This is a genomic window from Nocardioides furvisabuli (assembly GCF_021083185.1).
GTDB lineage: Bacteria > Actinomycetota > Actinomycetes > Propionibacteriales > Nocardioidaceae > Nocardioides > Nocardioides furvisabuli.
In genome coordinates, this window is the sequence record NZ_JAIGQB010000009.1 from 1 (window position 1) to 23,518 (window position 23,518).

Genomic DNA, 23,518 nt, shown 5'->3' on the forward strand with positions numbered 1-23,518 from the left:
GAACCAACCCAACCAAAGCCAGGCCAGCCACAATCAATAAGAGCCACATCCCCTGACTGAACAAAACTGACATCTGTCAGAATCATTGTCAAAGAAACCGCGACCCAACCACCCCAACCCCAAAAAAAGGGCCAGAACAGAAGAGCCAACGGGGCATAACAAACTAATTCGTCGACTAATCAAACACACTGTTGAGTTCTCAAGAATCAGACGCACTCACATCGTGATCCGGTGAGGATCTCGGTTGCGTGAGGCAACTGGTCAAACTTAGCGAGCGACTTTCTGTCGTGGCAAATCCTCGACTGTTTCGCTCTTCCCCGGTGGTGTCACCGTGACCGATGACCGCTTCGGGGTGTCCTGCCTGGGGCCGGGAGCCCGGCCTGACCGGCCTTGCTCCCCGCCGCTCCCTGGCGACAAAGAGAACATTAATCACGACTGGCAGAACACGCAAATCGAAACGGTGTGACCGCGGGCACATCCGTGTTTTCGCAGGTCAGAGGCCTGTTGTGACGCGTGGGACGAGCTGGGCGGCGTGGCGAAGGGCGTACGAGCCACTCGCCACGCCGCCCGGGACGTGCTGCGTACGAGCGCTCAGACCGCCTCGACGCCGGCGAACTTCTTCTTGCCGCGGCGCAGCACGAGCCACGACCCGGCGACCAGGTCGATGGCAGTGGGCTGGAACTCGGGGTCCTCCACCCGCACGTTGTTCAGGTAGGCGCCACCCTCGGTGACCGTGCGCCGCGCCTCCCCCTTGCTCCGGGCCAGTCCGCTCGCGACGAGGAGGTCGAGGATCCCGGGAAGCGCCGCGGCCGGGACCGTCGTGCCCCCTGCCTCGCGCAGCGCAGAGGCGAGGGTGGCGGGCTGGATGGAGGCGAGGTCGCCCCCGCCGAACAGCGCAGCGGCCGCCGCCTTGGCGTGCTCGACCTCAACGGTCCCGTGCACCAGCGCAGTGACCTCGTCGGCCAGACGCTTCTGCCCGGCGCGCAGGAACGGCTTCTCCTGCGTCTGCCGCTCGAGGTCCTCGATCTCCTCCCGGGTGAGGAAGGTGAAGATGCGCAGCAGCTCGCCGACCTTCTCGTCCTCGACGTTGAGCCAGAACTGGTGGAAGGCGTAGGGCGACAGCATCTCCGCGTCGAGCCAGAGGGCTCCGCCCTCGGTCTTGCCGTACTTGGTGCCGTCGGCCTTGGTGATCAGGGGCGTCGCGAAGCCGTGGGCGCTGTCACCGGTGACGCGGCGTACGAGCTCGGCGCCTCCCGTGATGTTGCCCCACTGGTCGGAGCCGCCGAACTGGAGCGCGACCCCGTGCTCGCGGTGGAGGTTGAGGTAGTCCATCGACTGGAGCAGGACGTAGGAGAACTCCGTGTAGCTGATGCCCGACTCAAGGCGCCGCTTCACCGTGTCGCGGGCCAGCATCCGGTTCACCGGGAAGTGCTTGCCGATGTCGCGCAGGAAGTCGATGGTCGACAGCGAGGCCGTCCAGTCGTAGTTGTTGACCGTCGTGGCGGCGTTCTCCCCCTCGAAGGAGACGAACCGCGAGACCTGGCGGCGTACGCGCTCGGTCCACTCCTTGACGGTGTCGAGCGAGTTGAGCACGCGCTCACCGGAATCACGCGGGTCCCCGATCATGCCGGTCGCGCCGCCGACCAGAATGAAGGGCGTGTGGCCCGCCAGCTGGAGGCGCCGCGCGGTCACCAGCTGGACCAGGTTGCCCATGTGGAGGCTCGGGGCGGTGGGGTCGAAACCCACGTAGAACCTGACGCTCCCCTCGGCCAGCGCTGCGCGGAGCGCATCGCGGTCGGTGGAGTGGGCGATCAGGCCGCGCCACTCCAGCTCGTCGAGGACGTTGGAGCTCGTCACGTCAGTTCCTTCGGGTGGGGTCGGGTTGGTGGCCGGGCACTAGCCTAGGGCGAGCGCGGAGAGGGGACGGCACGTGATCGCAGGCAGGTACAGGCTCGAGCGACAGATCGGTCGAGGCGGCTCCGGGACGGTGCACCTGGCCATCGACGAGGTGCTGGGCCGCCAGGTCGCCATCAAGCGCATCGGGCTCGTTCCCGGCTCCGACGACGGCGAGCTCGAGCGGGCCGAGCGCGAGGCACGCCTCGCCGCCGCGCTGAATCACCCGCACGTCGTGTCCGTCTTCGACCTGGTCAACGAGGACGACGTCCGCTGGCTGGTCATGGAGTACGTCGACGGGGTGACGCTCAGCGAACGCGTACGCGCCTCCGGTCCCCTCGACGCAGCCGACGCGGCCACGCTGCTGTCGCAGACGGCGGACGCCCTGGTGGAGGCACACGGCCACGGGATCGTGCACCGCGACGTCAAGCCCAGCAACATCATGATCGCCCACGGCGCGGCGAAGCTGAACGACTTCGGGATCGCCCGGGCCGACGACGACCCCTCGTTGACGCAGACCGGCCTGGTGACCGGCTCCCCCGCCTACCTCGCGCCCGAGGTCGCCTCGGGGTCGTCGGCGACGTCGGCCAGCGACGTGTGGTCGCTCGGGGCGACGCTCTACCACGCGGTCACCGGAAGCCCGCCGTACGACGTCGGCGACAACCTCATCGGTGCGCTCTACAAGATTGTGCACGAGGACCCGCCGCGCCTGCCCGACGACCACGAGCTGGCCGGGCTGCTGTCGGTGATGATGCACCGGGACCCGGAGCACCGGTGGCCGATGCCGCGCGTGCGCGACGAGCTCCTCCGGGTGGCACGAGGACGGCGCTCCACCGTGGCCGTGGCGCCCGTCGTTGCCGCTCCCCCGGAGCAGACCGGCGTGCTCCCCCTGGCCCCCACTCCCACAGCGGCGGGGCCTGCTGGGCCTGCCAGGGACCGGCTCCGATGGGCGTGGGTGGCGGCGGCAGCCGCGCTCGCGGTCGCCACGATCGTCACGGCGTACGTGCTCGCCGGCCGCGGCACTCCCGAGGCACAGCCCGCGGCGGGCAGCAGCACGTCATCGGAGCCGTCGGGGACGAGCGAGCCGGAACCGAGCGCCAGCCCGGCGTCGGCGGAGGACACCGAGGAGCAGATGGATGCCTTCATCGCCTCCTACCTCGCGACCGTCACCACTGACCCGCGCGCAGCCTTCGAGCAGCTGACTCCTGAGTTCCAGGAGGCCAGCGACGGCTTCGACGGCTACATGGGGTGGTGGGGCAGGGTCCGCTCGGCCGAGCTCGCCAGCGTCAGCAGCGACCCGTCAGACCTGACGGTCGGCTACACCGTCGACTACGTCATGAAGTCCGGGGAGCGTACCTCCCAGCAGGTGCGGCTGCAGCTGAAGCGAAGTGGCGACCAGCTGCTGATCGCCGGTGAGGGCTGAGCCGGCTCCCCCCGCACTGGTCCCCACGGGTGTGCGGAGATGCCCGGGCACGTGCCTAGCCTGAGGCGGAGTCACGAAAGGGGCATCGACGGTGATTGCAGGCAGGTACACCCTCGTCCGGGAGATCGGGCGCGGCGGAGCCGGTGTGGTCCACCTCGGGCACGACGAGGTGCTGGACCGGAGCGTCGCCATCAAGCGGATGGGGCTGCTCCCCGGCACCACGGAGGATGACGTCGCCCGCGCCGAGCGCGAGGCGCGGCTGGCAGCGGGGATCAACCACCCCCACGTGGTGTCGATCCTCGACCTCGTCAAGGACGAGGACTGCTACTGGCTCGTCATGGAGCACGTCGAGGGACGCACCGTCACCGAGCTCGTGGCGGCCGAGGGGCCGCTCGAGCCCACCCGGGCCGCCGGGATCCTCGCGCAGGCCGCCGACGGCCTCGTCGAGGCCGCCCGCGCCGGCATCGTGCACCGCGACGTCAAGCCGAGCAACGTCATGGTCGACGACCGCGACCACGCGAAGCTGGGCGACTTCGGCATCGCGCGGTCGGCCGACGACGCCGCCCTGACCCGCACCGGTCTCGTGACCGGGTCCCCCGCCTACCTCGCCCCCGAGGTCGCGTCCGGGTCGGTCGCGACCACCGCGAGCGACGTCTGGTCGCTCGGGGCCACGCTGTTCCACGCGGTCGTCGGCCGGGCGCCGTACGACATGGGCCAGAACGTCCTGGGTGGCCTCTACCGGATCGTCCACGACGACCCTCCGCGCCTGCCGGACGACCACCCGCTGGCAGCGGTGCTTGCCGGCATGATGCAGAAGGACCCCGCAGATCGCTGGCCGGTCGAGCGGGTACGCGACGAGCTGCGACGTGCCGCGAGCGGCACCGGGGTCGCCACGTCCGCCGGCGCTCGTCCCGACAGCGAGGCGACCCTCACCCTCGGCGCGGTGCCCGGCGCGGCACCATCGGCCACCTCGCCTGCGTCACCACCTACGGCGCCGGTCGCCGCGGCGACGGGCTCCTCGCGGCGCGGCCGACTCCCGCTCGCCCGGATCGCGACCGTCGTGGCCCTCGCGATGCTGCTCGGGCTGGGCGCATGGCTCCTCCGACCCGGCGACGACAGCAGCGACAGCACCGCCGAGGCGCCCACCGGGCAGAGCCAGGAGCCGGAGCCGTCCGACACCCCGTCGGCCGAGCAGCCCACCGACGACCCGACCACCGAGCCCACCACCGACGAGCCGACGCCCGCGGGCGACGCCTCGTCGATGCGGGCGTTCGTCGACGACTACTTCTCGCGCGTCACGTCCGACCCGGAGTCGACCTTCGAGCTCCTGACGCCGGAGTTCCAGGCCCAGAGCGGCGGCTTCGAGGGGTATTCGGGCTTCTGGAGCACGATCGAGTCCGCCACCGTGTCCGACATCCGCGCCGACGTCGACGCCCTCTCGGTCACCTACACCGTCAGCTACGTCACCACGTCGGGCAGGAGGACCACCGAGCCGGGACGTCTGCTGCTCCAGGAGAGCGGCGACGGCTACCTGATCGCCGGCGAGGGCTGACCGCGCGCACGTGCGTCGTAGGGCGGGTGGGGCTCGAACCCACGACCCAAGGATTATGAGTCCTCTGCTCTGACCGACTGAGCTACCGCCCCTCGGTGCGCACCCTATGCGAGGCGGACCTCGACCTCGTGCATGTGCTCGACCACTCGGAAGCCCATCGCGGTGTTGGTGCGGTGCATCGCGGTGTTGGAGGGCGCGGTCCAGGTGTGGACGAGCGTGACGTTCGGCGGCAGGGCGGCGTACGCGGCGGACTTGAGCGCCGCTCCCAGCCGCCGGCCGCGGTGCTCGGGCATGACCAGCGTGTCGTCCTGCCAGGCGTGATCGGCACCGTGGGGCACGAAGAGGAGCGAGTAGCCGCCGAGGACACCGTCGGACCGACGGCGGGCGGCGGCCACCCGGACGTCGTACGAGCGGGCCAGGCGCTCCTCGGAGGCGGCGAGCCTGGCGTCGTCGAGGACCGTGATCTCGAGGTCGAGCTCTCCGACCGGGACGTCGGCATTCATCTGGTTGCGCATCGTGAGATAGGCGGGGCGGTGCTCGTCGGGGCAGCGACCGCGCCACGTGAGGACGTCGTACGCCGGGTCGGTGGCGCACGGCGACACCGGCAGCTCCGCGACGAGGTGGTCCTCGCGGTGCTTCTCGACCGCCCCCATCGCGGCGGCGAACGCGAAGCCCGCCCCGGCCACCTCGAGGTCCACGCTGACCTCGCCCCCCACGCGGGCCCGACCGTCGGCCCGCGCGCGTTCGGCGATGGCGTCCCACAGCGCGCGGCCGACGCCGCGGCGACGGTCCTCGGGCACCACGTGGACCTCGGCCCACCCGAGGTCGGGGTTCTCCGTCAACGGGAGCTCGAGCTCGGCCACGCCGACCAGGCGGTCGCCGTCGTGGGCCTCCCACCGGACGCGGTCGGCGTACGGTCCCGGCTGCGTCGCGGAGACCTCGAAGGCGTCGAACGCCTCGAGCAGGGCGTGTGGACGGTCGGCCCGGGCGGACCCGGTCCTGCACGTCGTACCAGCGGCGGCGGGCAGCAGGGTCGGTGACGTCGAGCTCGCGGATGTCCACCGGCCCATCCGACCCCACCGTCGCGGCCGGGACAACCGGATATCGGTTTCGACTCCGCCCGCGCGACGGGTCGTGGGACAGTGGTGCGTCTCGGGATGGGAGGACCGCGATGGCCAAGGATCGTGCAGAGCTGCTGAGCCCGTCGCAGCGTCACCTGGTGACGCGCTTCGGCTACGGCGTCGACTCCGCGCTCGCCAGGGACGTACGCCGTGCTGGTGGCGCGCAGGCGTGGTTCGAGCGCCAGCTCACCCGCCCCGGTGCGTTCCCCGACCGCGCGGCCGACCAGGTGCGCGGCTGGTGGCCGGACCTCGACCGCACGCCCGCCGACCTCTGGCAGCGCCAGGTCCAGGAGGTCCGCGGCGGCTGGCAGGTGATGGAGGACTACGGCCGCTGGCTGCTCGTGCGGCGCATCCGCACCCGCCGTCCGGTGCTCGAGAAGATGACCGAGTTCTGGGAGGGCATGCTGCACGTGCCGGTGAGCGGCGACGCGCACTTCACCTGGCGCGTCGACTACGGCGACACGATCCGCCGTCACGCGCTCGGCCGCTTCGACCAGATGCTCGTGGAGACCACCACGCACCCGGCGATGCTCATCTTCTTGTCGGCGGCCACCTCCACCAAGCGTGCCCCGAACGAGAACCTGGGCCGTGAGCTGCTCGAGCTGCACACCGTCGGCGCGGGCAACTACTCCGAGGACGACGTCAAGGCCTCGTCGCGGATCCTCACCGGCTGGCACGTCGACCTCTGGAAGACCTGGGCGGCGTCCTACGTCGAGGACGACCACTGGACCGGAGCCGTGCAGGTCCGCGGCTTCCGTGACAGGAACCGGAAGCCCGACGGGCGCCGCCTGACCAAGGACTACCTGCGCTACCTCGCGCACCACCCGGACACCGCGTACCGGATCGCCGAGCGGCTCGCGACCAAGTTCGTGCGCGACGACCCGCCGACCGCGCTGGTCAGGCGACTGGCGAAGGTCTACCTGAAGAACGACACTGCGATCGCGCCGGTGCTGCGGGCGCTCGTGGCGAGCAAGGAGTTCCGGTCCTCGGCCGGGAAGAAGCTGCGCGACCCCAGCGAGGACGTGGTGGCGACCTACCGCGCGCTCGGCGTCGACGTCGGCCGCCCGTCACAGAACGACTCCGGCGCCAACGCGATGCTCTGGCAGGCCTCCGGCCTGGGCCTGTCGCCACACGCCTGGCCACGACCCGACGGCACGCCCGTGACGGACGCGGTCTGGGCCTCACCGTCGCGGGCGCTGGGGTCGATGAGCATGCACTGGTCGATGGCCGGCGGCTGGTGGCCCACCACCGACCTGCGCTACCGCAGACCCAGCGCATGGGTGCCGGCGAAGAAGCCCATCCGGTTCGAGGACCTGGTCGACGACGTGTGCCGCGACCTGCTCCACCGACGGGCGACCAGGGCGATGGTCGAGACCGCATCCCTGGCGACGGGCTGTCGTCGCCGGGAGAAGATCGACCGCGAGCACGACCTCTACCGATGGGGCTTCCCGCGGCTGCTCGCCGCAGTCCTCGACTCCCCCGACCACCTGGCGTGCTGACATGACGACCCACGACTCGACCTCACCTGCCTCGACCTCCGGCTCCACCCCCGCCTGCGGCTGCCCCGACTACGACGAAGCCCGCCTGGCGCTCAGCCGTCGCGCGTTCCTCGGCGCGACAGCCCTGACCGGGGGCGCGATCGCCCTCGGCTCCGGGCTCAGCGGCTCGGGACCGCAGGCGTACGCCGTCACCGGGCGCAGCGCGGCCGGCCTGGCCTCGACGACCGGCTCGGTGCTGGTGCTGCTGTCCCTGCGCGGCGCGGCCGACGGGCTGTCGTTGGTGGTGCCGCACGGCGACCCCGCCTACTACGCCGCGCGCCCGCGCATCGGCGTACCCCACACGGCGCTGCTGGCGCCGGACGCCATGTTCGGCCTGCACCCGGCACTCGCGCCGCTCCTGCCGATGTGGAAGGCCGGCACCCTTGCCGCCGTGCACGCCACCGGCATGGCGAGCCCCAACCGCTCGCACTTCGCGGCGATGGAGGCCATCGAGGACGCAGCGCCGGGGTCGACGACCCGCAACGGCTGGCTCAACCGCCTCCTGGGCGAGCTGCCCGGAGCCTCTCCCCTGCAGGGCACCGCGATGGGCAACCAGGTGCCGACCTCCCTCTTCGGCACCCACCCCGCCTTCGTGGTCGACCGGGTCGACCGGGCAGAGGTGGCCGGCGCGGACGACGACGGGCGTCGGCTGCGGGCGCTCCAGCACGCGTGGAAGGGCCGCTCCCCGATGGGCCGTGCGGTGCGTGACGCGATCGCGGGGGCCGAGACCTTCGGCGCCGCCCGCGACCTGCCCGCCGGCACCCCCGCCACGGCATACCCGGGCAGCCAGCTGGGCAGGGCGCTGTCCGACGTCTCGCGGATCATCCGCTCCGGCGTCGGCGCCGAGGTGATCACGGTGGACCAGGGCGACTGGGACATGCACACCGACCTCGGGACCCTCGAGTGGGGCGAGATGAAGCGCAACGCCGGCGACCTCGCCTCGTCGATCGCCGCCTTCTTCGCCGACCTCGGGCCGGCGGCCGACCGCGTCACGCTCGTGACGCTGAGCGAGTTCGGCCGGCGGGTCAAGGAGAACGACGACTACGGCACCGACCACGGCTTCGGCAACGTGATGTTCGTGGCCGGCGCGGGCGTGCGGGGCGGGCGCTACCTCGGCTCCTGGCCCGGGCTGACCGACTCCCTCGACGCCGACCTGCTCGTGACCACCGACTACCGAAGCGTGCTCGCCGAGGTCGTCACGCGCCGCTTCGGCGTCTCGGTCGGGCAGGTCTTCCCGGGCTTCGCGCCGCAGACCGTCGGCGTGATGGCCTGACGGGGGCAGACACGCGCGGTCGCGGGTGCGATGCTCGGACCATGAGCGACGCACCTCGCCTCGAGCCCCTCCCGGAGGACTGGCAGACCGCCCTCTTCGTGGTCGCCCACCCCGACGACATCGAGTACGGCGCCGCGGCGGCCGTCGCGCGATGGACCGGCCAGGGGAAGCGGGTCGTCTACTGCATGGTGACCAGCGGCGAGGCAGGCATCGACGGCCTCCATCCCGACGAGTGCGGCCCGCTGCGCGAGGCCGAGGAGATCGCGTCCGCGCGGGCGGTCGGCGTGGACGAGGTGGAGTTCCTGCGGCTGCCGGACGGGATCCTGGAGTACGGCGTCGCGTTGCGCGGCTCGATCGCCGAGGTCGTACGACGCCATCGCCCCGACGTCGCGCTGACCATCAACTTTCGCGAGACCTTCGGCGGAACCAACCTCAACCAGGCCGACCACATCGCGGTGGGCCGGGCGCTGCTCGACGCCGTGCGCGATGCCGGCAACCGCTGGGTCTTCCCCGAGCAGCTCACCGACGGCCTCGAGCCGTGGGGTGGCGTGCGGGCGGTGTGGGCAGGCGGCTCCCCCGACGCCACGCACGCCGTCGACGTGACGGACACCTTCGACGCCGGGGTTGCCTCGCTGAAGGAGCACCGCGCCTACATCGAGGGGCTCGGCTGGGAGGGGTGGGACCCCGAGGAGTTCCTCGACGGCATCCTGCGCGGCGGCGGACAGGGGCTCGGCGTCACCCACGCCGCGACGTTCGAGGTGTTCCCGCTCGGGTGGGGCTGAGCAGGCGTCACGCCCTCCGCCCTCACGGGACGATGTGCTCGCTCTCGCGGATGTCGGTGATCGCCATGTGCCCCGGGGCGTGGCCGATGGCGAGCGCGGGCCGGGACTGCATCACCGCGGCCTGCGGGGTCACGCCGCACGCCCAGAAGACGGGCACCTCGCCCGGACGCACCTCGACCGGGTCGCCGAAGTCGGGGTCGTCGAGGTCCTCGATCCCGAGGTCCGCCGGCGACCCGACGTGCACCGGGGCGCCGTGGACTGCGGGGTAGCGGGAGGTGACGCGCACGGCGGTGGCCACCTGCGAGGCGGGCACCGGCCGCATCGACACCACCAGCGGACCCGACAGCGAACCGGCCGGACGGCACGCCACGTCGGTGCGGTACATCGGCACGTTGCTGCCCTGCTCGATGTGGCGGACCGGCACGCCCGCCGCGACGAGCGCGTCCTCGAAGGTGAAGCTGCAGCCGATGAGGAAGGCCACCATGTCCTCGCGCCACCGCTCGACCACGTCGTCCACCTCGGCGATCAGCTCACCGTGCTCGTAGACGCGGTAGGCAGGGAGGTCGGTGCGCAGGTCGCCGGAGAACCGCGGGCTGTCCACCGCGCCCGGCTCGGTGACGTCGAGGACCGGGCACGGCCCGGGGTTGCGCTGGGCGAACAGCAGGACGTCGTAGGCCAGGTCGCGCGGGACCGCGAGGAGGTTCGCCTGGGTCCACCCGGCACACCAGCCGGACGTGGGCACCCGGAGGCCGGCACGGAACCTCGCACGGGCCTCGTCGGGCGACAGTCGCTCGGGACGGTCGGGGTCAGTCATGGCTGGCTCCTGGGGTGAGGGGTGCGGACGGGACGCGTACGAAGGTGATGCGCTGGCCCGGACGCACCTGGGCGGCGAGCGGGAGGTCGGGACCGACGACCACGGCGATGACCGGGTAGCCCCCCGTCACGGGGTGGTCGGCGAGGAACAGCGTGGGCTGGCCGGACGGCGGCACCTGGAGGGCGCCGCACACCATGCCCTCGGGCGGGAGCTCCTCGTCGCGCTGCCGGGCCAGGACGGGTCCGGAGAGCCGCATGCCGACCCGGTTGCTGTCCGCGGTGACGTCGTACGGCTCGCTCACCAGCGCCTCGCGTGCCCCCGAGGTGAACCAGTCGGCCCGGGGGCCGTCGACGATGCGGAGGGTGACGTCGCCGACCACGGGGTGGGCCACCGGAGCCAGGTCGACGCCCGGGAGCGGACCGGTGGGACTGCCCACGAGCAGCGTGTCGCCGGGCGCGAGCGGTGTGGGGCCCAGGGCAGCGAGGGTGTCGGTCGAGCGGGAGCCGAGCTGCTGGGGACCGCCGATGCCGCCGCGGACGGCGAGGTAGCTGCGCAGGCCGGTGTCCGGCGCGCTGAGTCGCAGGTGCGCACCGTCGGGAACCGTGACGACGCCGAACCCCCAGTGCGCCCGGCCGTCGACGGTCATCGGGCACGGAGCACCGGTGAGCGCCACCGTCACCTCGCCGTGGGCGACGACCTCCAGCCCGCCGAAGGTGACCTCCACCGCGGCTGCGGCCTCGGCGTTGCCGAGCAGCCGGTTGGCCAGGCGCAGCGCAGGCGCGTCGGCCGCACCGGAGTGCCCCACGCCCAGGGCACCGAGACCCGTCCGGCCCAGGTCCTGCACCGTGGCGAGCGGCCCGGGTGCGACGACCTCGAGCCAGGCGCTCATCGGACCTCCAGGAACCGGACGCGGGATCCCGGGACGAGGAGTGCGGGCGGGTCGCGCTCCAGGTCCCAGGGCTCGAGGGTCGATCGACCGATGAGCTGCCACCCGCCGGGGGACTCCCTCGGGTAGACGCCGGTGAACTCACCGGCCAGCGCCACGGACCTCGCCGGGACCCGGGTGCGGGGAACGGTGCGACGTGGCACGACCAACCGGTCGTCGCTGCCGACGAGGTAGCCGAACCCGGGGGCGAAGCCGCAGAAGGCGACCGTCCACTCCTGGGAGGTGTGCGCCTCGACGACACCGCGCTCGCCCAGGCCGGTCAGGCGTCCGACCTCGGCCAGGTCCTCGCCGTCGTAGGTGACCGGCACCTCCACCAGCCCGGCATCGGGACGGTGGCCCCGGCGCGGCTGTACGGCTCGCACGGCCCGGGCGACGCCCTGCGGGTCGGCCCGTGCGGGGTCGATGCGCAGCATCAGCGTGCGGGCGGCGGGAACGAGGTCCACGACACCCTCGGGCGGGTCCTCGACCAGCTCGGCGTAGAGCGCCAGGACGTCGCCGAGGTCCCCGACCTCGACGAGCAGGCCGGAGTCACCGCACGGCAGGAACCTCATCCCGCGTCACCGCCGAGGAACGACACCACCCGCACCCCTGCCTCCTCGAGGCGACGGCGGACCGCGGTCGCCATGGCGACCGCGCCCGGGCTGTCGCCGTGCACGCAGACCGAGCCGGCCCGCACCGCGACGAGCGAGCCGTCGGCGGCCACCACCTCGTGGCGCGTCGCCATCCGGACCGTGCGCCCTGCCACCTCGTCGGGGTCGTGGAGCACCGCGTCGGGCTCCCGGCGCGAGACCAGTGTCCCCTCGGGCGTGTAGGCACGGTCCGCGAAGGCCTCGGCCACGGGCACGAGGCCGGCAGCCTCGGCGACGGCGAGCCACACCGACCCCGGCAGCCCGAGCACGGGGAGCGTCGGGTCGTAGCGGCGTACGGCGTCGGCGACGGCCTCGGCCTGCGCCTCGTGGTGCACGATCGCGTTGTAGAGCGCGCCGTGGGGCTTCACGTAGCGGACCCGGGTGCCTGCGACGCGCGCGAAGGCCTCCAGGGCCCCGATCTGGTAGAGCACGTCGTTGGTCAGGTCGTGGGGATCCATGTCGACGAAGCGCCGGCCGAACCCGGCGAGGTCGCGGTAGCCCACCTGGGCGCCGATCACCACCCCGCGCTCGACGGCACGCTCGCAGGTGCGTCGCAGCACCGTCGGGTCACCGGCGTGGAAGCCGCAGGCGACGTTGGCGCTGGTGATGACCTCCAGGAGGGCGTCGTCGTCGCCGAGGGTCCACCTGCCGAACGACTCCCCGAGGTCGGCGTTGAGGTCGATGCTCGCGGACGTGGTCACAGCAGGTCCGCGATCCCGCCGAGGGAGTTCCAGCCGAGATAGACCGTCAGCACCCACGAGAGCGCGCCGACGACCAGCAGCGCCTTCGGGTAGCGGTAGCCGCGGAGGAGGTCCGTGCGGCGGGCTGCGACCCACAAGATGATGCCGAAGCCCACCGGCAGGATGAGGCCGTTGAGGGCACCTGCGAGGACCAGCAACGTGACCGGCGCCTTGCCGAGGGCGAGGTAGACCACCATCGAGAAGACGATGAAGCCGACGGTCACCCAGCTGCGGCGCTCCTCGAGGCGTCGCGAGAAGCCTGCGAGGAAGGACACCGATGTGTAGGACGCGCCGATGACCGAGGTGATGCTGGCGGCCCACAGGATGATGCCGAAGACGCGGACGCCGACCTCGCCCAGCGCTGCCTCGAACGCCGACGCGGGCGGGTTCTCGACGGCCAGGGTCACTCCTCCGGCGACCACGCCGAGCACGGCGAGGAACAGCAGGGCACGCATCACGCCCGTCACCAGGATGCCGGCCACCGAGCCCCGGGTGATCTCCCGGACGCGGTCGGGCCCGGTGATGCCGGAGTCGACGAGCCGGTGGGCGCCCGCGTAGGTGATGTAGCCGCCGACCGTGCCGCCGATGAGCGTCGTGATGATCAGGAAGTCGATGTCGTCGGGCAGCACGCTCTGGCGCAGTGCCTCCCCGACCGGGGGGCCCGACACGATCGCGGCGTAGAGGACCATCGCGATCATCAGGAGGCCGAGCACCACGACGATGCGGTCCATCGCGATCCCGGCCCGCTTGCTCAGGAAGATCGCGATCGCGATGAGGGCCGAGACCGCGCCGCCGACCTTGACGTCGAGGCCCACCATCGCGTTGGCGCCCAGCGCCGTGCCGCCGATGTTGCCGATGTTGAACACCAGGCCGCCCACGACCACGAGCGCGGCCAGGAAGTAGCCGGCACCGGGCAGCACCGAGTTCGCCAGCTCCTGGGCGCGCATCCCGGAGACGCCGACGACGCGCCACACGTTCAGCTGGACGGCGATGTCGACCAGGATGGACACCAGGATCGCGAAGGCGAAGGCCGCACCGAGCTCCGCGGTGAAGACCGTGGTCTGGGTGATGAAGCCGGGGCCGATGGCGCTGGTCGCCATCAGGAACATCGCACCGAGCATCGTGCCGCGTACGGCGGTCCCGGACGTCGTGCCCTGCCCCACCGTCCGGCGCTCGCGTGGTCGTGTCTCGTCGGTCATGTCTCGTCCGTCCGTGTCGGTCCCGGGCCTCGGCATCGGCGTCAGGAGTGTTCTCCGTCACGCCAGCGTGAAGGATTGTTCAACAATCCGTCAATACCCTCTGTCGGATAGCCTGCGGTCGTGACCACCACCGACTGGCTCGAGGAGCTGCGCGGCGAGCGCCCCGACCTCGGTCGCGCGAGCACGGCAGGCCGGGTGGCCGACGTGCTGCGCACCCGCATCACCGAGGGCCACCTCCGCCCCGGCACGCGGCTGTCGGAGGAGGACATCGGGGCGGCGCTCGGAGTCTCCCGCAACACCTTGCGCGAGGCGTTCCGCCTCCTCGGCCACGAGCGCCTGCTGGTGCACGAGTTCAACCGCGGGGTGTTCGTCCGCCGGCTCACGGTCGACGACGTGCGCGACCTCTACCAGGTCCGACGCATCCTGGAGTGCGGCGCCGTACGACGCCTCGCCGAGCGGCTGGCCTCCGCCGCCGCGCCCTCCCCGACGGCCGACCTGCTGGCGCCGGTGGGGGCAGCCGTCGAGGAGGGCGAGTCCGCTGCCGCCCAGGGCGCGTGGGTGGCCGTCGGCACCGCCAACATGAACTTCCACCAGGCGGTCGCCGACCTGGCGCAGAGCCCCCGCGTCACCGAGGCGATGGACCACCTCCTGGCCGAGCTGCGGCTGGTGTTCCACGTCATGGACGCACCACAGGCCTTCCACGCGACCTACCTGCCGGAGAACCGGGCGATCCTCGAGCTCCTCGAGGCAGGCGACCTCGCCGCTGCGGAGTCGGCGATCGCGACCTACCTCGACGCCGCTGAGGCGCAGCTCGTGGAGGCGTACGCCGCTGCTGCCGCACGCGGCTGACGTCAGTGGACCGTTTCGACGGAGTCGAGGACGAGCACCTCGCCGCCGCGGCGCGGGGAGATGCGGTCGTCAGCGCCACCGAGGCACCCGCGTGAGGACCCGACGTTGAACAGGCCCGTGTGGTCGCCCGCTCCGAGGGCGAAGGCGCCCGCCATGGGGTACATGACCTGCTCGCGACCCACCGTGTGGCCCAGGCCCACGGCATGCATGAGCTCGTGCATCATGATCTGGCCCCAGCCCGCCCGCTCGCTGGTCGGGAACCCGGTCGGCAGCTGCTCCTCGCGGTCGAGGGTGACCCGCCCGCTGGTGATGAGCCGGCGCACGCCGCCGTTCTTCGCGGGATCGACGACGTGGTAAGAAGGTCCGCCGATGCCGACCACGCCCCCGCCGAGGGCCGGGGTCGCGGACGCGTCCGACCAGTCCACGTGCAGCTTGCCACCGCTGGCCCCGACGTAGGAGAACTGGAGGCCGCTGCGTGTGGACACTGCGGCGACGGCGCGGGTCATGTCCGCCAACCCGCCGGCGTACTCCCCGGCTGGAGCATAGGACCAGGGGATCGGCGCGCACGAGTTCCAGGCGATGGGGTCCGTGCCGCCGATGTAGGCCCAGTGTGCGGGGTCGCCCAGCCCGGTCGTCGGAGTGGGGACGGGCGGCGGCGTGCCGGTCGGACCGGTCGTCGGCCAGGCAGTGGGGGTGGGCTCGACGGGGTTCGGCTCCACCGCGACGACCAGGACCTGCACAGCTGCCGAGAGCGCACGTCCACGACGAGGCGTGACCACGACCCGGAGCGCGTGCCGCCCCGGCGCGTCGACGCGGATGGACGTGCGGAAGGCGCCCCGGGCGCTGGTGCGGGCGCGATCGAGGCGGACCCACCGCCGGGCGGCCCGCCGCTGCAGGCTCACCATCGCGCGGCGGTGCTTCGCCCTACCGCGTACGACGATCCGCTCCCCCGCGACGACCTGGGCGTCGGCCCTGACGGTCAGCGCGGGCTTCCTCACCGTGGTCGCGGCCAGCACTCGGGCGGCCGCCGTCGCATCGTGGGCCGACACTGTCCCGGTGGCCGGAGCCGTCCGCGGTGCCTGTCCGGGTCCGGCGGCACCGGTCGGGGCCAGCAGACCGGCGGCGACGACGGTGACGGCGGCCAGGCACACCTTCGTGCGGGGCGCCAGGAGTGATCGGATCACGGTTCGGGGGTCCTGGGTTCGTTCGGGGTGGGACCGCGTCGACGGACGCACGGCGGCTGCACAACTCTGCCCGTCCCGCGGGGTCTTCGCACCGGGAACGGCAAGATCGCCGGGCGCAGATGCGAAGGACCCCGACCCGCGTCGCGGATCGGGGTCCTTCTCTGGCTCCCCCGGTTGGACTCGAACCAACAACCCTCCGGTTAACAGCCGAATGCTCTGCCAGTTGAGCTACAGGGGATCGCTTGTGCAGCGGGGCCAAACACTAGCAAGGCCCCTGCGCGGTGGGGAAATCAGGGCAGGCCGACGTCGCGCCGGGCGAGCTCGAGGGCATCGCGGGCGGCCGCGCGGACGGCTGGGTCGTCGGGGTCGACGCCCTCGTCGTACTCGTAGACCCACTGCACTCCCCCGACCCCGGACGGGGCGCGGCGCGCGATCACGCGCAGGCCCTGACGGCGGCCGAGGCTCACGTGACGCTGCAGCACGATGCTCGCGGTGACGCGCTCGTTGACGAGCTCGAGGAGGCGGCCGGGATGCTCGAGGACGGCACGGTGGACCGGGCGCTCCCTGCCCCAGCTGCCGACCTCCGAGAGCCGGAAGGTCTCGGTGTCGCGGTCCCAGCCGGCGGCCTCGACCTGCTCCCACGGCACGCGCCGGGTGTCGCCGTCGACGACGACGTAGAACGCGTCGCGGGTGCCGGCCATGACGGTGCCGTCGGCTGCGGAGGCCGAGGCCAGCACCTTCTCCCCCGGCGCGACCGCGATCGACGGCGAGGGCGTACGCCTCCAGCGCGGGCTCACGAGGAGGCCCCGGCCTGGCCGACGGCACCCTCGCGCAGCTTGCGGCGGTGCTGCTCGAGCATCACGAGCTCGCCGAACATGCGGTTGTAGTCGAGGGCCTGGTCGACGGGGTTGGTGCGCTGGAGGCGTGCCTTGACGTCGGCGATGCGGCGGGACGTGGTGAGCTCCTGGAGTCGGTAGACGTAGGCCACGGCGAACGTCGGGTTGGGGTCGGAGGTGCCGCGCACGGGCTCGACGCCGAGCTCGGTGATCGCGGCGCTGACGGCCGGCTCGGTCGCGGCCCCGCGCACCTTGTTGGACCAGCCCGGGTCGTCGGCACCGGCCGCCGGTCCCCCGGCCGCCGTCACGGCCTCCCAGACGCCCTGGAAGGTCGGGTGGGTGAAGTCGGACGCGGTGACGTGGGTCGTCGTGCGGCCGACCCCCGAGGGGTGCTGGATCACGAGCTTGAGCAGCTCGCGCTCGATGAGGAACCGCGGGTCGGACAGGCTCGGCAACGTGGGCCGGGGCGGCTGCGGTGCCTCTGTCGGCGCCGTGGCGCGGGACGATCGCCGCTCCTCGGTGCGCGCGGGCCGGCTGGCTGCACGGCGTACCTCCGTGCGGACCTCGTCGACGTCGACACCGACCATGTGGGCCAGCTCGCGGGAGAAGGCCTCGACCTTCGTCTTGTCGCGGATGCTCGCCACCAGGCCGGCAGCGTCGCGCAGCGCGTCGATGCGACCGTCGGCGCGGTCGAGGTCGTGGCGGTTGAGGATGTTGTCGAGGGCGAAGCGGTAGAGCGGCTGCCGCTTGGCCACCAGCTCGCGAACGGCCTCGTCGCCCTCCTGGAGCCGCAGGTCGCACGGGTCCATCCCCTCGGGCGCGACGGCGACGTAGGTCTGGGAGGCGAAGACCTGGTCGCTCTCGAGCACCTTCATCGCCGCCTTCTGGCCGGCCGAGTCGCCGTCGAAGGTGAAGATGACCTCGCCGCTGGTCTCGTCGTGGTCACCGAGGAACCGGCGCAGCACCCGCGCGTGGTCGGTGCCGAACGCGGTGCCGCACGACGCCACCGCCGTGCGTACGCCGGCGAGGTGGCAGGCCATCACGTCGGTGTAGCCCTCGACGACGACGGCCTGCTGGGCGTCCTTCATCGCCGAGCGGGCGAGGTCGATGCCGTAGAGGACCTGGCTCTTCTTGTAGATCGCGGTCTCGGAGGTGTTGAGGTACTTGGCCTCGATGCGGTCGTCGTCGAAGATCCGGCGCGCGCCGAAGCCGATCGTGTCGCCGTTGGCCTCCCGGATCGGCCAGACCAGCCGCCCGCGGAAACGGTCGTAGTGGGAGCGACCGTGCGCGACGAGCCCCGCAGCGACGGACTCCTCGTCGGTGAAGCGTCGCCCCCGCAGGTGGCGGGTGAGTGCCTCGCCGTCCCGGGGCGCGAAGCCGACGCCGAACATCTCCGCAGCGGCCTGGTCGAAGCCGCGCTGGTGGAGGAACTGCCGGGCGACGACCGCATCGGCGGACGCGAGCTGCTCAGCGTAGAACTCCTGGGCGACCTTGTGCGCCTCGATGAGCCGCCCGCGGGCGGGGCCGCGCGGTCGGGCCGGCTCGTCGTCGCCGTCCTCGCGGCGCAGCTGGACGCCCGCCTTCTCGGCCAGACGCTCGACGGTCTCGGTGAAGGTGAGGCCGTCGACCTTCATCAGGAAAGCGATGACGTCACCGCCCTCGCCGCAGCCGAAGCAGTGGAAGAACTGGCGGGCCGGGTTGACGTTGAACGACGGCGTCTTCTCGTCGTGGAAGGGGCACAAGCCCTTCAGCGACCCCCCGCCGGCGCGCTTGAGCGTGACGTACTGGGACACGACGTCGTCGATCCGCGCCTTCTCGCGCACCTCGGCGATGTCGTCGTCGCGAATCCGGCCTGCCACGCCGGGGAGTCTACGGGCGTGCGCCCACCGCCGACGCCGAGTCTCCACATGGGCACGGACGCGCCCGACGTCGCGGACCGCCACCCCTTCGGGCGTGCGCGGGGTTGGTCGCCGGGGTGAGGACTGCCAAGGTCGGATCATGACTCAACAGCACGGAGCGCCGGAGAGTCAGACCCTCGGTGCCCTCGTCCACCAGCTGTCCCAGCAGATCCCTGACCTGGTCCGCTCGGAGATCCGTCTCGCGCAGGCCGAGGTCGCGCAGAAGGGGAAGCGTGCGGGCGTCGGGATCGGGATGTTCAGCGTCGCGGGGCTCCTGGCGTTCCTCGGCGTCGGCACGCTCGTCGCAGCGGCTGTCCTGGGCCTGGCCGACGTCGTCGACGCGTGGCTCGCAGCCTTGGTCGTCGCCCTGGTCCTGCTCGCGGGAGCAGCCCTTGCCGGGCTCGCGGGCAGGAACAAGGTCTCCGAGGCCACGCCCGCAGCGCCGGAGCGGGCGATCCGGGGCATCAAGGACGACATCGCGACCGTCAAGGGAGACCACCATGGCTGACACCCGCACACCGGAGCAGATCGAGGCCGAGATCGAGCTCCAGCGCGCCCAGCTCGCCGGCACCGTCGACGAGCTCGCCGCCAGGCTGGACGTGAAGTCCCGGGCCCGGCAGAAGGCGGCGGACCTCAAGGACTCCGCGACCACCGATTCCGGCAGCCCGCGCCCCGAGGTGCTCGGCGCTGCAGGCTCGCTCGTGGCGATGGCCGTCGTGCTCCTGCTCTGGCGCCGTCGCCGCACCCACTGACCACTCGTTCCAGGGAAGGGAGAACCATCATGAAGAAGCTCATGCTGCTCATCGCCGGAGGTGTCGGCTACGTGCTCGGCGCCCGCGCCGGGCGGGAGAGGTACGACCAGATCAAGCGGACCGCGACCCGCGTCAAGGACGACCCGCGGGTCCAGGAGAAGGCCACGCAGGCGGCCGACCTCGCCAAGGAGAAGGCGCCCGGCGTCAAGGACGCCGTCGTCTCCGCAGCCGGCACGGCGGCGGGTGCCGCGTCAGGAGCCGCCACCGCGGCTGCCGACAAGGTGACGCCGTCGGGCAACGGCGGCCACCGCTCGGACCTCGAGGACCAGCTGCACCCCGAGAGCACCGCGCGCCAGGACAACCCCTACCCGCAGGGCGACCTGCCCTGATCGGGTCCTGCTCGTGGTCGGGTCTCGACACGCCCGCTCGTTGCTCGCGGGCTACTCGACCAACGAGTGGTGGCGCGCGATCGCGCTCGCGTCGGTGAGCGAGGCGACCTGGTCGATGACGACGCGGCGACGCGCCGCGTCGTCGTCGGCGTGCTGCCAGTCGTCGACGAACACCGGGTCGAGCGCATCGACTCCCCGCACCCACATCCCCTCGACGAGCTCGGACACCAGCTCGCGCTGGCGCTGCATCAGGCTCACCCGGTCGTCGGCCTGCATCACGTAGTGCGCCGCGATGCCCTTGAGCACCCCGATCTCGGCCTCCGTCCGGGACGGCACGACCAGGTCAGCACGGTGGCGCACCGGCGACGCCCCGTCCGAGGCGGCGAGGGTGGCCTCCTGCACGCTGCCGCAGAAGCGGCCGATGAGGTCGCTGGTGAGGTTCTTGATCGCGGCCAGGCTGCGCCTGCTGCCGTCGTACGGCGCCTCCGGCCAGCTCGCCACGGACCGCAGGTCCGCCAGGGCCGCGTCGAGCGCGTCGTCGTCGAGGCCGGGGAGGTACCACGACCGCACGGTCTCCCAGAGGGCGTCGCGGTCGAGCCTGGTGAGGTCGAGACGGCCCGCCACGATCCCGTCCTCCACGTCGTGCACGGAGTAGGCGACGTCGTCGGCGAGGTCCATGACCTGGGCCTCGAGGCAGCGCCGGCGACCCTCGACCCCGCTGCGCAGCCAGTCGAAGACGGGGCGGTCGTCGTCGTAGACGCCGAACTTCACCACCACCCGCGGCGTGCCGTCGGCGTGCACCCCGTGGGGGCCGGTGGCGGCGTCACGGGACCAGGGGTACTTCGTGCAGGCGTCGAGCGTGGCCCGGGTGAGGTTGAGGCCCACCGAGCGCCCGTCGGCGTCGAAGGTCTTCGACTCCAGACGGGTCAGCAGCCGCAGCGTCTGGGCGTTGCCCTCGAAGCCGCCGCACTCCGCGCTCAGCTCGGCCAGCACCCGCTCGCCGTTGTGGCCGAACGGCGGATGACCCATGTCGTGGGCCAGCGCCGCGGTCTCCGTGAGGTCGGGGTGGGTGCCGAGGGCGCGCGCGAGGTCGCGAGCGACCTGGGCGACCTCGAGGCTGTGGGTGAGCCGGTTGCGGACGAAGTCGTCGGTCTGCGGGCCGACCACCTGCGTCTTGGCCGCTAGCCGGCGCGAGGCGGCCGCGTGGACCACGCGCGCCCGGTCGCGCTCGAACGCCAGCCGCACGGGCGCGTCCACCCTCTTGGGGGGCTCGGCGACGATGCGCTCGCGCGCCGCGTCGTCGTACAGGTCCTCGATGCTCATCGGCGGCCCAGCCTAGCGAGCGCCACCGACGCAACCGCGCAGCCGGTCGCGGTCGCGGAGGTGATCAGTAGACCGTGACGTGCACGTGGTCGTAGTGGTTGGCGGTGGTCGACCCGCGGTCGGACATGCCACGCCAGCCCTCACCGCTGCGCTCGACCGACCACATCTGCTGGGCGTAGATGATGTACTCGATGCCGAGCGCGGAGTGGTTGGCCCGCAGGAACTCGGCGATGTCCCAACCGGTCTGGCCGCTGACCATGATGTCGATGGCGCGGCCCTGGCCGTGCTCGCCGTCGCTGCGCCACGTGCCGTAGCTGGTGATCTCGGGCCAGTTGGCGCAGACCGCGTCGTGGATCTCGTAGAGGGAGGCGCGACCGGCGTCGATGGAGGAGCCGTTGGCGCAGACACCGCCGAGGCTCGCGCCGGCGGGCTCCTCCGGCTCCGGCTCCGGCTTCGGCTTCTCCTGGGCCAGGTAGGTGGCGGTGACCCATCGCGACTGGCCGTCGACGACGATCTGCGCGCGGCCCATCTGGCGCCGGCCGGTGACCGAGACCTTCGTGAGGGCGTCGACCACGCCGGTCTTCTCGGCCTTCTCGCCCGGGCCGTCCCACAGGTTGAGGGTCTCGGTGGTCCACAGGCGGTTGTCGACCTTCTTGGCCAGGCGGCGTGCCTGGCGGTCGACACTGATGTCCTTGCGGGCAGCCGCCTCGGCCTTGGCCGCGGTCCGGATCTGGGATCGCGACACGATCTCCTCGCGACCGCTCGGGGCCGAGCCGGTCGAGCCTGCGCGGGCGCCGGTCCCGGACGCGGAGCTCGCGCCGTAGAGGGACTGCGACGTCGTGGACGAGGCCAGGAGGTTGGCGTCGGGGGTCGCCGGCTCCGCGCCGAGCACGCCCATGGTCACGGCGGACATGGTCGCCACGACGGCGAGCGGTGCCGACACCAGGACGGAGCGGGAGAGGCGGGACGGGCGGGTGTTGCTAGCAGGGGTTTCCCGCTTGTGGCGATGATGAGCCACAGCGCTGATCCTTTGCGATTGCTGACGGGGGACTGCGCCGGTCCACGAGGTGCTGCGGGGGAAGACCTCGTGCCCACGCCGGCGCGATCATCGAGTGAAGCACAGGATTCGGCGGCTGTCCCAATCTCCCACAGCAAAATTGGGCGTGTTCCGGCTCACGAGACACCGATCACGTGGTCCGGAGGTGTGCCGGATCCGAAGGTGCGGATCAACCGCCGGTCGTCTCGTCCGCGTCCTCACGCAGGTGCGCACCGCGGCCGTCGGTGTCGTCGAGCCAGCCCTCGGGCAGCACGACCTTCTTGCGCGGCGCACCCTGCCGTCCGCGCGGCGTGCCGAGCTCCCGCTCCGGGAAGGGCGCGTCACCGTCGAGGCCGTCCAGCAGCTCGTCGAGGGCGGCCAGCGAGTCGATCAGCGCGAGCTGGTGGCGCATCTCGCCCCCGGCCGGGAACCCCTTGAGGTACCACGTGACGTGCTTGCGGAACTCCTTGCAGCCACGCTCCTCGCCCATGTGCGCAGAGAGCAGCTCGGCGTGCCGGCGCATCATCGTGCGCACCTCGCCGAGGGTGGGCAGCGTCGCCACGTCCTCGCCGTGGAAGGCGGCGGCCAGGTCGCGGAACAGCCACGGTCGGCCGAGGCAGCCGCGGCCCACGACCACACCCGCGGCGCCGGTCTGCTCGACCATGCGCAGGGCGTCGGCGGCCTCCCAGATGTCTCCGTTGCCGAGGACGGGGATGTCCACGTGGTCGACCAGGCGCGCGATGGCGTCCCAGTCGGCCTCGCCGGAGTAGGCCTGCTGCACGGTGCGCCCGTGCAGGGCAATGGCGGCGACGCCGGTCTCCTGCGCGATGCGACCGGCGTCGAGGTAGGTCAGGTGGTCGTCGTCGAGACCCTTGCGGGTCTTCATCGTCACCGGGACGTCGTACGGCGCTGCGGCGGCGACCGCGGCGGTGAGGATCTCCCCGAGCAGGCCGCGCTTCCACGGCAGCGCTCCCCCGCCGCCCTTGCGGGTCACCTTGGGGACCGGGCAGCCGAAGTTGAGGTCGACGTGGGCCACACCGTGGTCGGCGCAGAGGATCTCGACGGCCTTGCCGATGTAGACCGGGTCGGTGCCGTAGAGCTGGACCGAGCGCACCGTCTCGAGCTCGTCGAAGACGAGCATCTTCTGCGTCGTCTCGTCGCCCTCGACCAGCCCGCGGCTGGTGATCATCTCGCTGACGTAGAGGCCGGCACCCTGCTCGGCGCACAGGCGGCGGTAGGCGGCGTTGGTGATGCCGGCCATCGGAGCCAGCACGACCGGGGTCTCGACGCGCAGCGGACCCAGCGTCAAGGAGGTGGGCACGGCGCTCATGGCCCCATTGT

22 protein-coding genes and 2 tRNA genes are annotated in these 23,518 nt (G+C 72.2%); 9 read left to right on the forward strand and 15 right to left on the reverse strand.

Translation table 11 applies throughout. The features are described 5' to 3' along the window. Nucleotides 1–591: 591 nt before the first annotated feature. Complete coding sequence (gene tyrS, locus K4G59_RS15925; protein ID WP_231252050.1) at nucleotides 592–1,857, reverse strand: tyrosine--tRNA ligase; 1,266 nt, start codon at nucleotides 1,855–1,857, stop codon at nucleotides 592–594. A 73-nt stretch (nucleotides 1,858–1,930) separates the two neighbouring features. Between tyrS and K4G59_RS15930 the strand changes: the two genes are divergently transcribed. Together K4G59_RS15930 and K4G59_RS15935 are read left to right on the forward strand one after the other, a co-directional pair. Continuing rightward, on the forward strand, nucleotides 1,931–3,316 hold the full coding sequence (locus K4G59_RS15930) for a serine/threonine-protein kinase (protein WP_231252051.1): 1,386 nt from the start codon (nucleotides 1,931–1,933) through the stop codon (nucleotides 3,314–3,316). A 91-nt stretch (nucleotides 3,317–3,407) separates the two neighbouring features. Beyond that, a complete protein-coding gene (locus K4G59_RS15935) occupies nucleotides 3,408–4,868 on the forward strand; it encodes a serine/threonine-protein kinase (RefSeq protein WP_231252052.1) in 1,461 nt (486 codons plus the stop codon). Nucleotides 4,869–4,886: 18 nt separating this feature from the next. Here the strand turns inward: K4G59_RS15935 and K4G59_RS15940 are convergent. Both K4G59_RS15940 and K4G59_RS15945 read right to left on the reverse strand, forming a co-directional pair. Continuing rightward, a tRNA-Ile gene (locus K4G59_RS15940) sits at nucleotides 4,887–4,960 on the reverse strand. A 12-nt stretch (nucleotides 4,961–4,972) separates the two neighbouring features. Then, nucleotides 4,973–5,938, reverse strand: coding sequence for a GNAT family N-acetyltransferase (locus K4G59_RS15945; RefSeq protein ID WP_231252053.1), 966 nt, complete (start codon nucleotides 5,936–5,938; stop codon nucleotides 4,973–4,975). Between the two features lie 101 nt (nucleotides 5,939–6,039). Between K4G59_RS15945 and K4G59_RS15950 the strand changes: the two genes are divergently transcribed. Genes K4G59_RS15950 through K4G59_RS15960 form a run of 3 tightly spaced genes read left to right on the forward strand, consistent with a single transcriptional unit; the run spans nucleotide 6,040 to nucleotide 9,582 of the window. Then, a complete protein-coding gene (locus K4G59_RS15950) occupies nucleotides 6,040–7,488 on the forward strand; it encodes a DUF1800 domain-containing protein (RefSeq protein ID WP_231252054.1) in 1,449 nt (482 codons plus the stop codon). A gap of 1 nt (nucleotide 7,489) precedes the next feature. Next, a complete protein-coding gene (locus K4G59_RS15955; protein ID WP_231252055.1) occupies nucleotides 7,490–8,800 on the forward strand; it encodes a DUF1501 domain-containing protein in 1,311 nt (436 codons plus the stop codon). Between the two features lie 41 nt (nucleotides 8,801–8,841). Continuing rightward, on the forward strand, nucleotides 8,842–9,582 hold the full coding sequence (locus tag K4G59_RS15960; protein ID WP_231252056.1) for a PIG-L deacetylase family protein: 741 nt from the start codon (nucleotides 8,842–8,844) through the stop codon (nucleotides 9,580–9,582). Nucleotides 9,583–9,604: 22 nt separating this feature from the next. On the opposite strand, the gene K4G59_RS15965 is transcribed toward K4G59_RS15960, so the two are convergent. The 5 genes from K4G59_RS15965 to K4G59_RS15985 are packed head-to-tail and all read right to left on the reverse strand — an operon-like array spanning nucleotide 9,605 to nucleotide 13,910. Continuing rightward, nucleotides 9,605–10,396 carry a putative hydro-lyase gene (locus K4G59_RS15965; protein WP_231252057.1) on the reverse strand — a complete coding sequence of 264 codons (792 nt, stop codon included), beginning with the start codon at nucleotides 10,394–10,396 and terminating at the stop codon, nucleotides 9,605–9,607. Beyond that, nucleotides 10,389–11,285, reverse strand: coding sequence for a 5-oxoprolinase subunit C family protein (locus tag K4G59_RS15970; RefSeq protein WP_231252058.1), 897 nt, complete (start codon nucleotides 11,283–11,285; stop codon nucleotides 10,389–10,391). Before K4G59_RS15970 ends, K4G59_RS15965 begins: the two co-directional genes overlap by 8 nt. Beyond that, nucleotides 11,282–11,893, reverse strand: coding sequence for a 5-oxoprolinase subunit B family protein (locus tag K4G59_RS15975; RefSeq protein ID WP_231252059.1), 612 nt, complete (start codon nucleotides 11,891–11,893; stop codon nucleotides 11,282–11,284). Before K4G59_RS15975 ends, K4G59_RS15970 begins: the two co-directional genes overlap by 4 nt. Next, nucleotides 11,890–12,672 carry a LamB/YcsF family protein gene (locus K4G59_RS15980; protein WP_231252060.1) on the reverse strand — a complete coding sequence of 261 codons (783 nt, stop codon included), beginning with the start codon at nucleotides 12,670–12,672 and terminating at the stop codon, nucleotides 11,890–11,892. Before K4G59_RS15980 ends, K4G59_RS15975 begins: the two co-directional genes overlap by 4 nt. Continuing rightward, on the reverse strand, nucleotides 12,669–13,910 hold the full coding sequence (locus K4G59_RS15985; RefSeq protein WP_231252061.1) for an NRAMP family divalent metal transporter: 1,242 nt from the start codon (nucleotides 13,908–13,910) through the stop codon (nucleotides 12,669–12,671). The genes K4G59_RS15980 and K4G59_RS15985 overlap by 4 nt, the downstream gene beginning before the upstream one ends. Nucleotides 13,911–14,030: 120 nt before the next feature. Between K4G59_RS15985 and K4G59_RS15990 the strand changes: the two genes are divergently transcribed. After that, complete coding sequence (locus K4G59_RS15990) at nucleotides 14,031–14,759, forward strand: GntR family transcriptional regulator (protein ID WP_231252062.1); 729 nt, start codon at nucleotides 14,031–14,033, stop codon at nucleotides 14,757–14,759. A gap of 2 nt (nucleotides 14,760–14,761) precedes the next feature. Here the strand turns inward: K4G59_RS15990 and K4G59_RS15995 are convergent, their stop codons facing one another. The 4 genes from K4G59_RS15995 to dnaG all read right to left on the reverse strand — a co-directional run bounded on the left by K4G59_RS15995 (nucleotide 14,762) and on the right by dnaG (nucleotide 18,638). Further along, a complete protein-coding gene (locus tag K4G59_RS15995; RefSeq protein WP_231252063.1) occupies nucleotides 14,762–15,943 on the reverse strand; it encodes a matrixin family metalloprotease in 1,182 nt (393 codons plus the stop codon). Nucleotides 15,944–16,105: 162 nt separating this feature from the next. Then, nucleotides 16,106–16,181, reverse strand: a tRNA-Asn gene (locus tag K4G59_RS16000). A gap of 52 nt (nucleotides 16,182–16,233) precedes the next feature. Beyond that, a complete protein-coding gene (locus K4G59_RS16005) occupies nucleotides 16,234–16,740 on the reverse strand; it encodes a hypothetical protein (RefSeq protein WP_231252064.1) in 507 nt (168 codons plus the stop codon). After that, complete coding sequence (dnaG, locus tag K4G59_RS16010) at nucleotides 16,737–18,638, reverse strand: DNA primase (RefSeq protein WP_231252065.1); 1,902 nt, start codon at nucleotides 18,636–18,638, stop codon at nucleotides 16,737–16,739. Before dnaG ends, K4G59_RS16005 begins: the two co-directional genes overlap by 4 nt. A gap of 139 nt (nucleotides 18,639–18,777) precedes the next feature. On the opposite strand from dnaG, the gene K4G59_RS16015 reads away from it, so the two are divergent. Genes K4G59_RS16015 through K4G59_RS16025 form a run of 3 tightly spaced genes read left to right on the forward strand, consistent with a single transcriptional unit; the run spans nucleotide 18,778 to nucleotide 19,818 of the window. Then, the gene (locus tag K4G59_RS16015) at nucleotides 18,778–19,185 is read left to right on the forward strand and encodes a phage holin family protein (RefSeq protein WP_231252066.1); all 408 of its coding nucleotides are present in this window, start codon (nucleotides 18,778–18,780) and stop codon (nucleotides 19,183–19,185) included. After that, a complete protein-coding gene (locus K4G59_RS16020; RefSeq protein ID WP_231252067.1) occupies nucleotides 19,178–19,429 on the forward strand; it encodes a DUF3618 domain-containing protein in 252 nt (83 codons plus the stop codon). Before K4G59_RS16015 ends, K4G59_RS16020 begins: the two co-directional genes overlap by 8 nt. 29 nt (nucleotides 19,430–19,458) lie before the next feature. Continuing rightward, a complete protein-coding gene (locus K4G59_RS16025; protein ID WP_231252068.1) occupies nucleotides 19,459–19,818 on the forward strand; it encodes a hypothetical protein in 360 nt (119 codons plus the stop codon). Between the two features lie 51 nt (nucleotides 19,819–19,869). Here K4G59_RS16025 and K4G59_RS16030 read toward each other — a convergent pair whose 3' ends face one another. The 3 genes from K4G59_RS16030 to dusB form a co-directional block, all read right to left on the reverse strand. Next, nucleotides 19,870–21,141 (reverse strand): deoxyguanosinetriphosphate triphosphohydrolase, encoded by a 1,272-nt coding sequence (locus K4G59_RS16030; protein WP_231252069.1) that lies wholly within the window; start codon nucleotides 21,139–21,141, stop codon nucleotides 19,870–19,872. Between the two features lie 64 nt (nucleotides 21,142–21,205). Then, nucleotides 21,206–22,159 (reverse strand): VldE C-terminal domain-containing protein, encoded by a 954-nt coding sequence (locus tag K4G59_RS16035; protein WP_231252070.1) that lies wholly within the window; start codon nucleotides 22,157–22,159, stop codon nucleotides 21,206–21,208. A 208-nt stretch (nucleotides 22,160–22,367) separates the two neighbouring features. Further along, complete coding sequence (dusB, locus tag K4G59_RS16040; RefSeq protein WP_231252071.1) at nucleotides 22,368–23,507, reverse strand: tRNA dihydrouridine synthase DusB; 1,140 nt, start codon at nucleotides 23,505–23,507, stop codon at nucleotides 22,368–22,370. Between the last annotated feature and the right edge of the window lie 11 nt (nucleotides 23,508–23,518).